Consider the following 13707-nt stretch of genomic DNA (forward strand, 5'->3'; position numbering starts at 1 on the left):
GTCCGTCGCGGGTGCTGTAGCCGTGGTCATTGAGCCACCGGCGTACGGAAGTTTTGGGCAGGTTGCCGTTCTCTCGGCAGAACGAATGAAGGCTGACGAGTTCGGTCATAGCTAAAAGTCCTTTAGTCCGTTGCAGGTACGGGTTTGGCGCGGTTGGCACGGCAAACAGTGGGCCAACTAGGCCCAGCCCTGTGCCTATGCCGTCTCACGACTTGGTACAGATATAACACAAATTGATGGCATAACAATACAAAAATGAGTATTATGGGTGTCATATTCACTCTGAACCGTTAGAGGTTGTACCATGGCGGGCATGAGTAAGCGAATCCAGGTAACACTGCCTGACCGACTAGCAGACGACTTAGAGCAATGGGCCGACTATGACGGTCGGGCGATCGCTAATCTGGCTGCATTCTTGCTAGAGCAGGCGGTTAGAAACGCGAAGCAGGATGGTACGTTCCCTACCGAGGCCAAGCCATGACCCAGAGCAGCGATCGCCTTGACCGCATGGAAGCCCTTTTGGCTACCACTATTGAAGGGCTAGCCAGAACTGAGAAAATCACCGAATCCAACGCCCGCGCTATTGAGGCGTGGGGCGGGCGCATTGATGAGGGCGATCAGAAGAACCAGACCCAACTGGAGGCATCCATCGCCGACACCGTGGCCATGATTGCCGACATGGGCCAACAGCAGCAGGAAGCGGCGCAGAGGGCCGAGCAACACAAGGTAGAGGCCGACCAACGCTTTGAGGTGTTCCTGGCTGAGGCCAGGGCTGATCGACAGCGCTCTGAACAGCTCAATGCAGAGCACAACCAGCGCTTTGAGACTTTCCTGCAAGATGCCAGAGCCGATCGGCAGCGGTTTGACCAGACGATGGCGGCCAACGCGACGGAGCACCGGGCGTTCCGGGAAACACTCCAGAACATGCTGGCTGAGATTGCCCGGCTGTGGCAGCGGGTGGCAGGATGACCACCGGAGACAAAGCCAAGCGTGCCCCAGTTGCGATCGGTCCGCTGTCGGTCGACGGTTTCCAGATGCTCGGTGGCTCCTATCGAAGGAGCCAAACAAGCGCAGATGATGCTGTCGGTCTAGGGCGACAGAACGTGTCAAATTTTTTGCGCTTGAAGGCCATCAAATCCTTGCTAGGCGAGGGTTGCACGAGTCAGATTTTTAAGGCAGAACCCGACGCATTGCGCGAACAGGTGGCCCGGCAAGACCAGCAGCTCCACGAAGCTGGTCTAGAGCCCTGGCAACTACCGCAGAACGAGCGGTAACCACAGTCTTTTGTTGCACGTAAGGAGGCCGATATCAACCCAAAAACACCGATGACGCCCAATTTTTAGTGTTTGCCTTGCCTGGCTTGTACACCTGTACTATGATTCGGCAATGATTTACGCCCCGCTGGGTTGACCCCCTGGCGATCGCGTTGATCAGTATTAAGTGTCCTGACCAGACCCTTAATAGGCAAAAAGAACCGGCAGCGAATGCCACCGGCTCTTTAAAAAGCGAAAACCCGAGAGGACCAGTCCCGAGTCGCGCAAAATTGCTTATGCGGCTATGGTAACACCGGCGCTCTCTCGGGGCAATACTCATTGCTCACAAATTTTGGAAGAGACGCACGAAAATGACCGCATCTATAGGATGGGGCGAGGAGTCGCGTAGACCTCCCCGTTCCGAACCACTTCCCGCTGACCCCACGGGCCAGCGGCTGTGTGAAATCTTTGGCCACTACCCCTGGAACTTCATCCGCGCCGACCTGCCGGATGATGCCACTGCTAAAGCCGCTTGGACAACTGTTAAAGACTACCCGCTGCGGCCCCGGGTGTTGTGGAACCACTGGCAAGACGCCAACCAGCTAATCGGCGTCCGCTTCACCCACGACACCTGCTACGCCCTGCTCGACCTCGACGCTGGTGGTGACTACTGCACCGCCGACGGGGTGGCCCAGATCCGTGCTGCTCTGGAGACCATTGGCATTACCCGCACCCTGCTGCTGCGTTCCAGCTGGAGCGGCGGTCTGCACCTCTACCTCCCCTTTGCTGAGCGGATCAACACCTTTAACCTGGCCGTTGCCCTGAAAGAATGCCTCAAAGCCCAGGGGTTTCGGCTCCAGGCCGGGCAGCTTGAAATCTTCCCCAACGTCAAAGCCTACGGCGTTCAAGCCTTCATCGAATATATGGGGCACCGGCTGCCCCTGCAGCCCGGCAGCGGCTCCTGCCTGCTCGACGACGCTCTCAACCCGATCGGCGACAGCCTAGCCCGCTTCTTCTGGCTCTGGGATGGTGCCGCTGGCCACCAAGACATGGACACCCTGCGCCATGCAATGAAAATTGGCCGCGACAACCACCGCAAACGGCCCAAGCGTCGTAGTCATCCCGTCGAGAGCTGGCGACGCGACCTCGACCTTGAAATCACTGAAGGCTGGACCGCTTACGGGCAGACCAACCACCTGCTCAAAACCATCGCTTGCTACGGCCGCGTCTTCGAGGGTCACCAAGGCCAAGCCCTGATTGACTACACCCTGCGCATCGCCCTTCATTGCCCTGGCTACGAGCAGTACTGCCGCCACCAGCACGACATCGAGCGCAAGGTCATTGCCTGGGTCAGAGCCGTGGAGGGCTACTACTGGCCCTTAGGAACCACCCCTACCCGTGACACCAGCCACCCCAAAAACAACCTGGTGCCCTTTAACCAGCGGCAGTCCGAATCTGCTCAGCACCGCATTCGCGCCGCCTACAGAGAACTAGAGCAGACGGGAGAGCTGCCCGAGCAGATTACTGCCCGGGCCAAGGCGATCGCCCAAAGAGCCAGAGTTAGCCAGCAGACCCTCTACAAGCACCTCAGCCTCTGGCACCCCGAGCACCAAAAGGGTGTAATTGCCCTAACAGCAAGCTTTCTAGCTCCTGAAGAGGCAATTTCTGAAGCCTCACCCAAAACGTCAGAACCCTGGAAAATCAAGGAATTACACCCCTCAGAGAGAGATATGAAGGGTGAGGCGCTTTGCGCCGGTGAGTTGGGCTCGGATACAAACTCTTTTATTCCGGACAGGGGGGTACGGGGGGATGAGGTTGCTTTTCCACAGGAAGCAGAGCCTGCAGCTTATGACCTAGACCTGCACGAGCAGATTCAACACCAGGTTAGGAGCCTGGGTTGGTCTGGGGAGGTGATTCGCCAATTCATTGCCGACCGATTTGAGGACAAGCGCTGGTCTGAACTGACAGAGGATGAGCGGTTTCTGCTGCTCTATCATCTGCGTGTGCTTGATTCTCTCGAGGCTGGAGAGCCTGCTGACGTGACTGCCCAAGACCCCTCACCCATTAACCGATAGGTTCTTATTTAAGAGTGTCGCTATGCCTGAATTTCGCGCCGGTCAAATCATCCCCCTGCGCTACAAGAGCCAGGAGATCAAAGCCATCATCATTGACCCCAACGGTCTGGGACCAGATAAACCCTCTATCGGTATGGGCTTTCGTGGGATGGATCGTCACATTGGAGTGCCCCAGCAGACCCTCACGAATAGGGTGACCCAAATCGAAGGGGCAAAGTACCTAGAGCTCCCATCTGGCAAGGCTTTCAGGGTGACCCAAATCTTGGCCGAAGACGGGAACGATTACCTGCTGCTAGAGGCTTCTGACTGGGCGGCGCTGGCTCTCGACTGGGCTAAGAATCCCGGTAAGCTGCGGAAGCCAGCCCGCGATGGATTGATTGAGTTTCTGGCCTGGTTCGCGGCTGAGGGCCTCTACGCTCAGGCGTACACCGTCCTTAAGCGCGCCTACACGCGAGAGGATGACCAGCGAGTCCAGAACTGGATTATGTCGCGGGAGTCGGGCAAGCCCGCCCGCGCTGAATGGGGCTGGGAGGTGCAGGAGAAAGACCCACGGAGCCGCTACGGCTACTGGACAAACTATGTCTATCGGGGTCTCTTCGGCATGGATGCCGCCACTATGAAGGAAACCTGGGCAAACCCGGTACATGGGGATGCTCGCATTGCCCGTAACTATGTGCCGGAATCGGTGGGACTGGAGGCGATCGCCTACTGCGAGAAAATGGTGGGCTTACTCGACCTCGACGACATCGAGCAGGCCCACGACGAAGCGATACGGCTTACTCAAATCAAATTTGCCAAGCATTTTCCGATGGCATGAGTTATGAAGGGGGTTGCGATAGTTAACGGTTGGCCTCAGATTGTAATGGCCTCTAACGATGGTCTGTGACTTCCGCCCTGCTATGGAGAAGATGCGGTGACCAAAGACTTTTTCATTAGCTACAACAGAGCCGATGCCACCTGGGCTGAGTGGATCGCCTGGGTGCTGGAGGAGCATGGCAAAACGGTCGTCATCCAAGCCTGGGACTTTCGCCCTGGGGGCAACTTTATTTTGGACATGCAGCGGGCGGCCCAAGACTGCGATCGCACCATTGCTGTCCTATCAGAAGACTATCTTAACGCCCTCTACACCCAGCCCGAATGGGCCGCTGCCTTCAAGCAAGACCCCACCGGTATAGAGCGCAAACTTCTGCCCGTTCGCGTTGCCCTTTGCAAGCCCACTGGCCTGTTAGCTCCTCTGGCGTATGTAGATCTGGTGGGCAAGTCTGAGGCAGAAGCCGAAACCTTGCTGCTTGGAGCACTCCAGGAGCGCGCCAAACCCACCAGTCGCCCCAGCTTTCCTCAATCCGTACAACCCCAAGAGCGAATTACATCAGGCACAGTCACCTTCCCCCAGAACATCCCTGAGCAATCCGTCCAATCTGTCACTAGCAACACAGCCCTACGCCTTGCCCTGTTTCAAAACCTGGCTTCTCTCCCCAGCCCTCAGTTTGAACAAATCCTATTCGCCCTGAGCCCACCCCCCGGCAATGTGGCTTCGGCCCAGGCCCCCCAGGGCAACCGCGTCAAAGACCTGCTCGATTGGGCCACCAGCATTGGCCCTGGCCTAAGCGAAGTAGAAGCCATTTACAACCAAATCGCCCGCCCTCGCTAGCCTCTTCGGAATCAACTGGTACCACACCGGAGAGGCGACCCCAGGTACCCGAGCTAGCTCAACCGCTGCCTTACCCCCGCAACCCCTTCTTCACTGGCAGAGAAGACCAGCTACAGGCCATCCATGCGGCTCTCACCAGCCGAGGTCGAGCCGCCCTCTCTGGGCTGGGGGGTATTGGTAAAACCCAAACCGCTCTGGAGTATGCCTACCGCCATCAGGTTAAGTATGAACATGTGTTTTGGGTCCGAGCCGAACAGGAAACGGAGCTGATCACCGGATATGTGGCCCTGGCCAAGGCACTACAACTCCCTGGGCATCAGCAAGAGGATCAGCAGGCGATCGTCACCCTGATGAAACAGTGGCTGACTACCCACGACGGCTGGCTGCTGGTGCTCGACAATGCCGACGACCTACGCCAGCTGCGGCTCTACCTGCCCACTACGAACGGCCATATTCTACTCACTACCCGCGCCCAGGCCCTGGGCGACCTGGCCAAGAAGGTTGAGGTCACCCGCATGGATGCCGATGAAGGAGCCTTACTGCTGCTGCGCCGTGCCAATGCGATTGCCGATGACGCCGACCTGGTCGACGCCTCAGACCATGACCAGGCCCTAGCCCATACCCTCAATACCGAAATGGATGGCCTACCCCTGGCCCTCGACCAGGCCGGAGCCTACATTGAAGACCAGGTGCTTAGCCTAGACGAATACCTGGAGCTGTTTCGCACCGAAAAAGCCGAACTGCTGCAAGAACGGGGACAATTGGACCCAGATCACCCCAGCGTCACCGTAACCTTTACCCTGGCCTTTGAGAAAGTGGTTGCCGCCAGTGCCACCGCTGCCGCATTGGTGCGAGCCTGCGCCTTTCTAGCCCCCGATGCCATCCCTGAGGAAATTTTTAGTGAAGGGGCTGCAGCGTTTGAAGCGCCCCTCAGTACCCTGGCTGAGAGCAAACTGGCTCTATCCAAAGCCATTGCAGAAGCCGCTAGATTTTCCTTAATTAGCCGCAACCCGCTGACCAAAACATTGACTATTCATCGCCTGGTGCAGGAGGTGCTGAGATCGGCCATGGATGACAACCTCCAACGACAGTGGGCAGAGCAGGTCGTCGAGGCCGTAACGGCGGTGTTTCCCAATGCTGAATTTGAGAATTGGGTGCGGTGCGCTCGCCTAATTACCCAGGCCCAGGCCACCACACATATGAGCGCTGATTACGGGCTAGCCTCGGAAACAGCCGCTTTACTACTCATTCGCGCTGGCTATTACTACAACTCCCAGGGGCGGTACGGAGAGGCCGAACCCCTCTACCTGGAGGCCTTGACGATGTATAAACAGCTGTTGGGGGAGGCCCATCCCGCTATCGCCGATAGCCTCAATAACCTGGCCGCGCTCTATGGTTCCCAGGGGCGGTACGGGGAGGCCGAACCCCTCTACCTCGAGTCCTTAGCGATGTATAAGCAGCTGTTGGGAGAGGCCCATCCTGAAGTCGCCACCAGTCTCAATAACCTAGCAGGGCTCTATCGTTTCCAGGGGCGGTACGGGGAGGCCGAATCCCTCTACCTGAAGGCATTAACGATGCGGAAGCAGCTGTTGGGGGAGGCCCATCCCAAAGTCGCCATCAGCCTCAATGACCTGGCTACGCTCTATCGTTTCCAGGGGCGGTACGGGGAGGCCGAACCCCTCTACCTTGAGTCCTTAGCGATGAGTAAGCAGCTGTTGGGAGAGGCCCATCCTGAAGTCGCCACCAGTCTCAATAACCTAGCAGGGCTCTACGAATTCCAGGGGCGGTACGGGGAGGCCGAACCCCTCTACCTCGAGTCCTTAGTGATGCGGAAGCAACTGTTGGGGAAGGTCCATCCCGAAGTCGCCGCCAGCCTCAATAACCTGGCCGCGCTCTATGGTTCCCAGGGGCGGTACGGGGAGGCCGAACCCCTCTACCTCGAGTCCTTAGCGATGAGTAAGCAGCTGTTGGGGGAGGCCCATCCCAAAGTCGCCATCAGTCTCCATAACCTGGCTGCGCTCTATCGTTCCCAGGGACGGTACGGGGAGGCCGAATCCCTCTACCTGAAGGCATTAACGATGCGGAAGCAGCTGTTGGGGGAGGCCCACCCCGAAGTCGCCACCAGTCTCCATAACCTGGCTGCGCTCTATTGTTCCCAGGGACGGTACGGGGAGGCCGAACCCCTCTACCTCGAGTCCTTAGCGATGAGTAAGCAGCTGTTGGGGGAGGCCCATCCCTATGTTGCCAGTAGTTTGTTCAACTTGGGAGCCCTACGCTACAACCAGGGCCGCTACAGCGAAGCCCAGACACTACTCCTCCAAGCTCAACCTATTTACCTCACCAGCCTAGGCTCCCACCACCCCGCTACTCAGGCTCTCCAAAGCTGGCTTAATATGGTACAAGCGGCCTTGGACAGTCAGCCGCGCTAAGTCAGAGCCACCACTCCCGACCCCAAGCCTTTTCCACTAGCACAAAGGGGAGTCTGCTTGAGCCACCTAACGCTGAAGCCTAGTTATCTGGTCATCTGCCTAACCAGCAGTCAAGACAACCAGATAACCAAATGAAAAACCCCTTGCTAGAAAGCAGAACTAAATTGTCAACCAGGTAGTAACATCTGGTCATCTGCCTAACCAGCAGTCAAGATAACCAGATAACCAGATAACCAGATGAAAATTATCACTGTGACTGGGTATAAAGGGGGCTGCGGCAAATCCATGACGGCGATCCACGTTGCGACCTACTTCAGTCGCCTTGGTGATGTGGTGCTGGTGGATGGCGACCCAAACCGTACTGCGATCGCATGGAGCGATCGTGGCCAGCTGCCATTCTTAGTGGCAGACGAGCGCAAAGCTATGAAAGTGGTGCAGGGCCGTGACTTCATTGTGATTGATACCCCTGCCCGGCCTGACTCATCTGACCTTAAGGAATTGGCCGACGGTGCCGATTTACTGATCCTCCCCACGGTGCCCGATGTAGTTTCCTTAGAGCCAATGCTGCAAACGGCTAGCGACTTGGGAAACGCTACTTACCGGGCGCTACTTACCATCGTTCCTCCTAAGCCCAGTCGGGAGGGCGAGACTATGAGGGCTGAGCTGAGCGATAACGGGTTGCCGGTGTTCAAAACCATGATTCGCCGTGCAGCAGGCTTTCAAAAGGCTGCTCTTGCGGGGGTGCCAGTGTCAGCACTCACCGGGCGCGATCGCATGGGCTGGCTCGACTATGAGTCACTGGGCAAAGAAATCTTGGAGGTATTAGGTAATGGCTGAGCAGCAGGGCGGAAAGTACGGGTCACTGATTCGGCAGGCCAAACAGACAAAGCCAGATGACCAGCCATTTGGTTTACCAGATGGCCAAATAACCAGCAAACCAGATAACCAGACTACTGGTCAACCAGATGCGAATAGCCAAGTTAAAGAAAAACAGGTGAACCTCTGCGTCAAGGTGCCTGAGTCCTTAAGGCGGCACTGGGCCATCCAAGCAAAAATCCAAGACATCACCATGACTGATGTAATGGTTGAGGCTCTGACCCAGAAGTTTGGCTTGCCAGATGACCAGACAACCAGATAGCCAGATTAGTGGTTTGGGTGAGGGCGATCGCCCAAACTGGTTAACTCTGGTTGACACGAATCGCCGATCCTGTTCCATTAGACGGAAATCTTTAACCTTGCCTTAACGTCTTTGGTTGCGACGTGCATGATTTAACATGTGCTAATACCGCGTGCGATCAGCCTTTGAGCTAGCTGAGGCTTGGGTGGTGGTTGGAGCGTAATCCTGCCCAATACCGGGCCAGGCATAGATACACCCTGATGGAGCCCCACCGAGCCTGGTAGACACGGTGGGGCGCTTTTTTGCGGCAATAAAAAGCCCGCTGAGAAGCCAGCGGGTGTGTGGGTGTAATTTGCTTAGAGCAAAGACTTGGGCTGACCGACACGGCGATCGCCAGTGAATAGTGAGAGCCCCCCCCGCATATAGCAGATTAACCCACTGCTACATGCGGGGCGCTCTTTTAGTGGGGGATCTGTCTGGAACTCACACAGATCCCCCACCCCGCCAAATTAGCACAGCCACCGAGGGGCGGGCTAGGGCGCGATGGTCAAAGACCGGCCTTGGGCCAACGCAACCAATTGACTCAAGATTCTGTGAGTTCATTGCGCTTTCGCGATCAGCCTTCTGCCCCAAGGGCACACTGAGGGCAATCCTAGGGTTTTAGGCCATGGCTACTCTCATCGCCTCCTACAGCAGCTGCGCCTCTCGCATGACTGGGGGAGAACGACGGCTAGCCCAGCGGCTCGAAGCAAAATTAGAGGATGACCACTTGCTCTGGTATGACGTACCCGTTGGACCCAAAGCACTGCACCCTGATTTCATCCTCCTGCACCCCTCACGGGGTCTCTTCGTGCTGGAGGTCAAAGACTGGAAGCTAGACACCATCAAGGCGGCGAACCCTGATGAGTTTGAAATTGAAACCCAATCAGGTCAGCGCAAAACTGTTGATAGTCCCCTTGTCCAGGCGCGAGATTACGTCCTGGCTATGTGCTCCCTGCTGGAGAAAGACCCGGAGTTAGTGCAGCCCGAGGGCCGCTACCAGGGCAAGCTCATTTGCCCCTACGCTTATGGTGTAGTGCTGCCCAACATCACCCGCCGTCAGTTCGACTCACAACTGGCGCTGGGCCAGGTGATTCATGCCAACTTGGTCATCTGCAAAGACGAAATGACCGAGGCTGTAGACCCAGGGGCCTTTCAAGAACAGATCTGGGCCATGAGCCACTACAACTTTGGCACCACCCTCACCAACGAGCAGATCGATCGCATCCGCTGGCACCTATACCCAGAGATGCGAATCTCCGCCAAACAACTCTCTCTCTTCCCCAAGGAACCTGCCGACACCCTACAGACCGCTATCCCGCAGGTGCTCAAAGTCATGGACTTGCAGCAGGAGCAGCTGGCTCGCAGCCTGGGCGAGGGCCACCGAGTTATTCATGGTGTCGCTGGTAGCGGCAAAACCCTGATTCTGGCCTACCGCTGTCAACACCTGGCCGAAGCCATGCAGACCGTTTTGGTGCTGTGCTTTAACGTGGCGCTGGCGTCCCGACTGCGATCGCTGATGGCAGAAAAGGGGCTAACCAAGCTGGTTACCGTCCGTCATTTTCATGGCTGGTGTACCGAAGTGCTGAAGCAGCACCAGCTGCCGCGCCCTGATTACCGGCAATACAAAGGCGCTGAGTACATCCAACGGCTAGAGGCTGCGGTGGTGGCTGCCGTCGAGGCGGGAAAGATTCCCACTGGCCAGTATGGGGCGGTGATGGTCGATGAGGGCCACGACTTTGCACCGGAGTGGTTGAAGCTGGTCGCACAAATGGTGAACCCCTTCACCGATTCCCTGCTGGTGCTCTACGACGATGCCCAAAACCTCTACGGCCAACGGGCAAACCGTGAATTCAGCTTCAAGAGCGTGGGTATCAAAGCCCAGGGTAGAACGACTATCCTCAAGCTCAACTACCGCAACACCGCCCAGGTGCTGATGCTGGCCTACGAGTTCGCCAAAGAAGTCATGCAGCCCATCAGCCCTGATGAGGACATACCGCCGCTGGTGCAGCCCAACAGCGCCGGGCGCGAGGGGCCGGTGCCGGAGTTGGTAAAGTGCCGGAGCTATAAGGAAGAGGTAAATCACATCATCCAGAGAGCCCAGCAGCTGCAGGAGCGAGGCATCCCCTGGAATGAGATGGCGATTATCTACCGCGACAACTGGATGGGAGAGAAGGCATTCCAGCAGCTCCAGCAGGCTGGAATGCCTGTGACTGGCTCAACCAAAGCAGCAGCAGCCGTAACTTTGACCCCTCGACCCAAAGTATCAAGCTGATGACGATGCACGCCAGCAAGGGGCTAGAGTTTCCGGTGGTGTTTATCCCTGGGCTAGGCTATCTGCCAAACCGCTATAACGATGAGGCTGATGAGGCCCGGTTGCTCTATGTGGCTATGACCAGGGCGATTGAGGTGCTGGTGTTGAGCTGCGATCGCAAGTCGGTGTTTGCTGAGCGCCTGGATGGGGCGTTGGGGAAGGTGGGGTGAACAAGCAAGCTCACCTGTTGACCCGTGCGATCGCAGTGGGCTTGGGGTAAAGGAAGGTTGAAGATAACTGGTGCGATCGCGGGCGGAGTTGAATGGCTGGGTACACTGAGCTTCTCTACCTAATCCCCCTCCAGGAATGTCAGACAGGAAATTTCACTCCATTAAGGCGTTACCCTGCAATGACTACAAGGAAGCAGCGCCCGAAATGGATCGATCCATAAACTACGTCAAGTCCAAACAAAGGGTCGCTGACCATGGGGAGGTGTTTACCCCAGCATGGATGGTGGAGGCGATGCTTGACCTGGTGAAGCATGAGACAGAGCGTATTGACTCCCGCTTTTTGGAACCGGCCTGTGGAAGCGGCAACTTTCTAGTGCAGATCATACGGCGCAAGCTGGCGGCGGTGGAGCTTAAGTACAGCAAGTCTGACTTCGAGCGGCGGCACTATGCATTGCTTGGGCTGATGTGCATCTACGGGATCGAGCTGCTAGCGGACAACATTGTCGAGTGCCGTGCCAATGTGCTGGAGATTTTTGCCGAATACCTGGATCTGGATGAGGAAGACGATCTCTATCGGGCCGCATCCTATGTGCTGTCTCAGAACCTGGTGCATGGCGATGCCCTGACGATGCGTACCCACAACGACCAGCAAATTACCTTTGCCGAGTGGGGCTATTTGGGGAAAGGCAAGTTTCAGCGGCGCGACTTCCTGCTCGACTCCCTTACCCAATCATCAAGCTATGTAGTGGATTCCCCGTTGTTTGCCCACCTGGGGAAGCATGAGATTTTCACACCGATGAAGACCTACCCGCCAATGACGGTGAGCGAGCTAGTCGCTGCCGAACACGGTGACGTGCTGAAGGAGGACTCTCTATGAGTGATCAGGTTGGCTTCGCGCTGCGTGGACGCAACCCGGATGTGCTGACGTGTATTGCTAACCTCTCAAACGATGAGGTGTTTACGCCGCCGGAGTTTGCTAATCGGATGCTAGATACGGTGGCGGAGGCGTGGGCGGCGAACCATGGCGGGGCTAACTTGTGGGCAGATAAAACGGTGCGGTTTCTCGACCCCTGCACAAAGTCGGGAGTGTTTTTGCGGGAGATAACCAGCCGCCTAGCGGAGGGGCTCAAGGCAGAGATACCAGACCTTCAGGAGCGCGTAGATCACATCGTCACCCAGCAGGTATTTGGCATCGGCATCACCCATCTCACCAGTTTGTTGGCAAGGCGAAGTGTGTATTGCAGCAAGCACGCTAATGGGGAGCATTCCATTGCTAAAAGCTTGAATAGCAATGAGGGCAATATCTGGTTCCAGCGTACGGAGCATAGTTGGGGTGCCACAAAATGCAAGTTCTGTGGCGCGCCAAGAGCAATTTGGGATCGTAAGGCAGAACTTGAGAACTATGCTTATGCGTTTATTCACACCGATAACATAAAAGCTCGGGTTGCCAAATTGTTTGGAGGTGAAATGCAATTCGACGTGATTATCGGGAATCCCCCGTATCAGATGAAGGGAGGGGCAGGTGGTACAAGCGATTCATCCATCTACCACTTGTTTGTGGAGCAGGCGAGGCGGCTGGAGCCGCGCTACCTCAGCATGGTTATTCCTTCGCGCTGGATGGCTGGTGGGCGTGGATTAGAAGATTTTCGCAAGGAAATTCTTGGTTGTCGACAGATCAGAACATTGGTCGACTACCCGAACTCGGCTCAGGTTTTCCCTGGCGTCGATTTGAAGAGTGGAGTCTGCTACTTCTTGTGGAGCCGTGAGTATTACGGAGATTGTTTGGTTACCCTCATTCGTGATGATATCGCGGTTGGCCCTACGGAGCGCAAGCTCGATGAGTACGACATATTTATCCGAGATGTCCGTTCTACAAGTATTCTCAAAAAGGTTCTTAAGATGCATGAGCCTAGCTTTCAGGAATTGTTGACGGGCGATACTCCATTCGGACTAGCCTCTAACTTCACTGCTTTTAGGCGTGGTGATCCTGATGATGGCGAGGTGAGGATTTACTCCAGATCAAATGCGGGTCGCCGAACAGGAGCAATGAAGCGCTCGCTCATAGCTAAGAACACACATCTCATCGACACGTGGAAAGTGCTTGTACCGAAAGCCGGGCCAGGTAACAGCGGTGGGCACGTTCTACCTGACATGGTGCTAGGCAAGCCGAGTGTTGCCGAACCAAATTCCGTTTGCACTCAAACATGGATTGTTGCTGGACCCCTGACATCAAAGAAGGAATCTGAGATTGTTGCTGGCTATATACAGACAAGATTTTTCCGTTTCCTTGTGTCGCTGCGGAAAATTAGTCAAGACGCAATGAGAGGCGTTTATCGGTGGGTTCCACAACAGGAATGGAATCAGGACTGGACGGACGATGTGCTCTATATGAAGTACGGAATAACAAAGGATGAGCAGGAGTACATCGCAACGATGATCAGGGCAATGGACGAGTGTAATGACTAAGACCATCGAAGAAATCCTTTCGCCTAAACCAGAAGCTAGGCTGCGGGTTTACTCCTACTCTATTGATGACGAAGCTCACCAGGGGCTTCTAAAAGAGCGTCTTGTCCTACCTATCTTGTTGGCTAACGCGCCTCCTGATTCTTTTGCATAAGCTATCCCAACACATTACGCGCAAGGTCTATACTTTCGTCCC

Annotated in this window: 13 protein-coding genes; all 13 read left to right on the forward strand. The window is 56.1% G+C overall.

Features of this window, described 5'->3' with window-relative positions; translation table 11 throughout:
- The first annotated feature begins 313 nt into the window (after window positions 1–313).
- The 13 genes from H6F59_RS24085 to H6F59_RS24145 all read left to right on the forward strand — a co-directional run bounded on the left by H6F59_RS24085 (window position 314) and on the right by H6F59_RS24145 (window position 13514).
- On the forward strand, window positions 314–481 hold the full coding sequence (locus H6F59_RS24085) for a ribbon-helix-helix domain-containing protein (protein ID WP_190748030.1): 168 nt from the start codon (window positions 314–316) through the stop codon (window positions 479–481).
- On the forward strand, window positions 478–969 hold the full coding sequence (locus tag H6F59_RS24090; protein WP_190706867.1) for a hypothetical protein: 492 nt from the start codon (window positions 478–480) through the stop codon (window positions 967–969). The genes H6F59_RS24085 and H6F59_RS24090 overlap by 4 nt, the downstream gene beginning before the upstream one ends.
- Entirely contained in the window at window positions 966–1274 is a 309-nt protein-coding gene (locus tag H6F59_RS24095; RefSeq protein ID WP_190706870.1) for a hypothetical protein, read from the forward strand. Before H6F59_RS24090 ends, H6F59_RS24095 begins: the two co-directional genes overlap by 4 nt.
- 350 nt (window positions 1275–1624) lie before the next feature.
- Window positions 1625–3328: a hypothetical protein gene (locus H6F59_RS24100; RefSeq protein ID WP_190706874.1), complete on the forward strand. Its 1704-nt coding sequence runs from the start codon at window positions 1625–1627 to the stop codon at window positions 3326–3328.
- A gap of 22 nt (window positions 3329–3350) precedes the next feature.
- Window positions 3351–4145: a hypothetical protein gene (locus H6F59_RS24105; protein WP_190706879.1), complete on the forward strand. Its 795-nt coding sequence runs from the start codon at window positions 3351–3353 to the stop codon at window positions 4143–4145.
- A 96-nt stretch (window positions 4146–4241) separates the two neighbouring features.
- Window positions 4242–4979: a toll/interleukin-1 receptor domain-containing protein gene (locus H6F59_RS24110; RefSeq protein ID WP_190706882.1), complete on the forward strand. Its 738-nt coding sequence runs from the start codon at window positions 4242–4244 to the stop codon at window positions 4977–4979.
- On the forward strand, window positions 4907–7408 hold the full coding sequence (locus H6F59_RS24115; protein WP_242021658.1) for a tetratricopeptide repeat protein: 2502 nt from the start codon (window positions 4907–4909) through the stop codon (window positions 7406–7408). The genes H6F59_RS24110 and H6F59_RS24115 overlap by 73 nt, the downstream gene beginning before the upstream one ends.
- A gap of 237 nt (window positions 7409–7645) precedes the next feature.
- Window positions 7646–8245 (forward strand): ParA family protein, encoded by a 600-nt coding sequence (locus H6F59_RS24120; protein ID WP_190706885.1) that lies wholly within the window; start codon window positions 7646–7648, stop codon window positions 8243–8245.
- Complete coding sequence (locus H6F59_RS24125; protein ID WP_190706888.1) at window positions 8238–8546, forward strand: hypothetical protein; 309 nt, start codon at window positions 8238–8240, stop codon at window positions 8544–8546. Before H6F59_RS24120 ends, H6F59_RS24125 begins: the two co-directional genes overlap by 8 nt.
- Window positions 8547–9192: 646 nt before the next feature.
- Complete coding sequence (locus H6F59_RS24130) at window positions 9193–10839, forward strand: DEAD/DEAH box helicase (RefSeq protein WP_190706892.1); 1647 nt, start codon at window positions 9193–9195, stop codon at window positions 10837–10839.
- Complete coding sequence (locus tag H6F59_RS27430; RefSeq protein WP_190706896.1) at window positions 10839–11048, forward strand: 3'-5' exonuclease; 210 nt, start codon at window positions 10839–10841, stop codon at window positions 11046–11048. Before H6F59_RS24130 ends, H6F59_RS27430 begins: the two co-directional genes overlap by 1 nt.
- Before the next feature lie 217 nt (window positions 11049–11265).
- Complete coding sequence (locus tag H6F59_RS24140; protein ID WP_190706992.1) at window positions 11266–11925, forward strand: N-6 DNA methylase; 660 nt, start codon at window positions 11266–11268, stop codon at window positions 11923–11925.
- Window positions 11922–13514: an Eco57I restriction-modification methylase domain-containing protein gene (locus tag H6F59_RS24145; protein WP_190706900.1), complete on the forward strand. Its 1593-nt coding sequence runs from the start codon at window positions 11922–11924 to the stop codon at window positions 13512–13514. The genes H6F59_RS24140 and H6F59_RS24145 overlap by 4 nt, the downstream gene beginning before the upstream one ends.
- The last annotated feature ends 193 nt before the right edge of the window (window positions 13515–13707 follow it).

This window comes from Nodosilinea sp. FACHB-141 (genome assembly GCF_014696135.1).
GTDB lineage: Bacteria > Cyanobacteriota > Cyanobacteriia > Phormidesmidales > Phormidesmidaceae > Nodosilinea.

What these genes read in the sequence shown, in the direction of transcription:
- H6F59_RS24090 (WP_190706867.1), top strand. Translation starts at nt 478, where the DNA reads ATGACCCAGAGCAGCGATCGCCTTGACCGCATGGAAGCCCTTTTGGCT.
- H6F59_RS24125 (WP_190706888.1), top strand. Translation starts at nt 8,238, where the DNA reads ATGGCTGAGCAGCAGGGCGGAAAGTACGGGTCACTGATTCGGCAGGCC.
- H6F59_RS24105 (WP_190706879.1), top strand. Translation starts at nt 3,351, where the DNA reads ATGCCTGAATTTCGCGCCGGTCAAATCATCCCCCTGCGCTACAAGAGC.
- H6F59_RS24120 (WP_190706885.1), top strand. Translation starts at nt 7,646, where the DNA reads ATGAAAATTATCACTGTGACTGGGTATAAAGGGGGCTGCGGCAAATCC.
- H6F59_RS24145 (WP_190706900.1), top strand. Translation starts at nt 11,922, where the DNA reads ATGAGTGATCAGGTTGGCTTCGCGCTGCGTGGACGCAACCCGGATGTG.
- H6F59_RS24100 (WP_190706874.1), top strand. Translation starts at nt 1,625, where the DNA reads ATGACCGCATCTATAGGATGGGGCGAGGAGTCGCGTAGACCTCCCCGT.
- H6F59_RS24130 (WP_190706892.1), top strand. Translation starts at nt 9,193, where the DNA reads ATGGCTACTCTCATCGCCTCCTACAGCAGCTGCGCCTCTCGCATGACT.
- H6F59_RS27430 (WP_190706896.1), top strand. Translation starts at nt 10,839, where the DNA reads ATGACGATGCACGCCAGCAAGGGGCTAGAGTTTCCGGTGGTGTTTATC.
- H6F59_RS24085 (WP_190748030.1), top strand. Translation starts at nt 314, where the DNA reads ATGAGTAAGCGAATCCAGGTAACACTGCCTGACCGACTAGCAGACGAC.
- H6F59_RS24095 (WP_190706870.1), top strand. Translation starts at nt 966, where the DNA reads ATGACCACCGGAGACAAAGCCAAGCGTGCCCCAGTTGCGATCGGTCCG.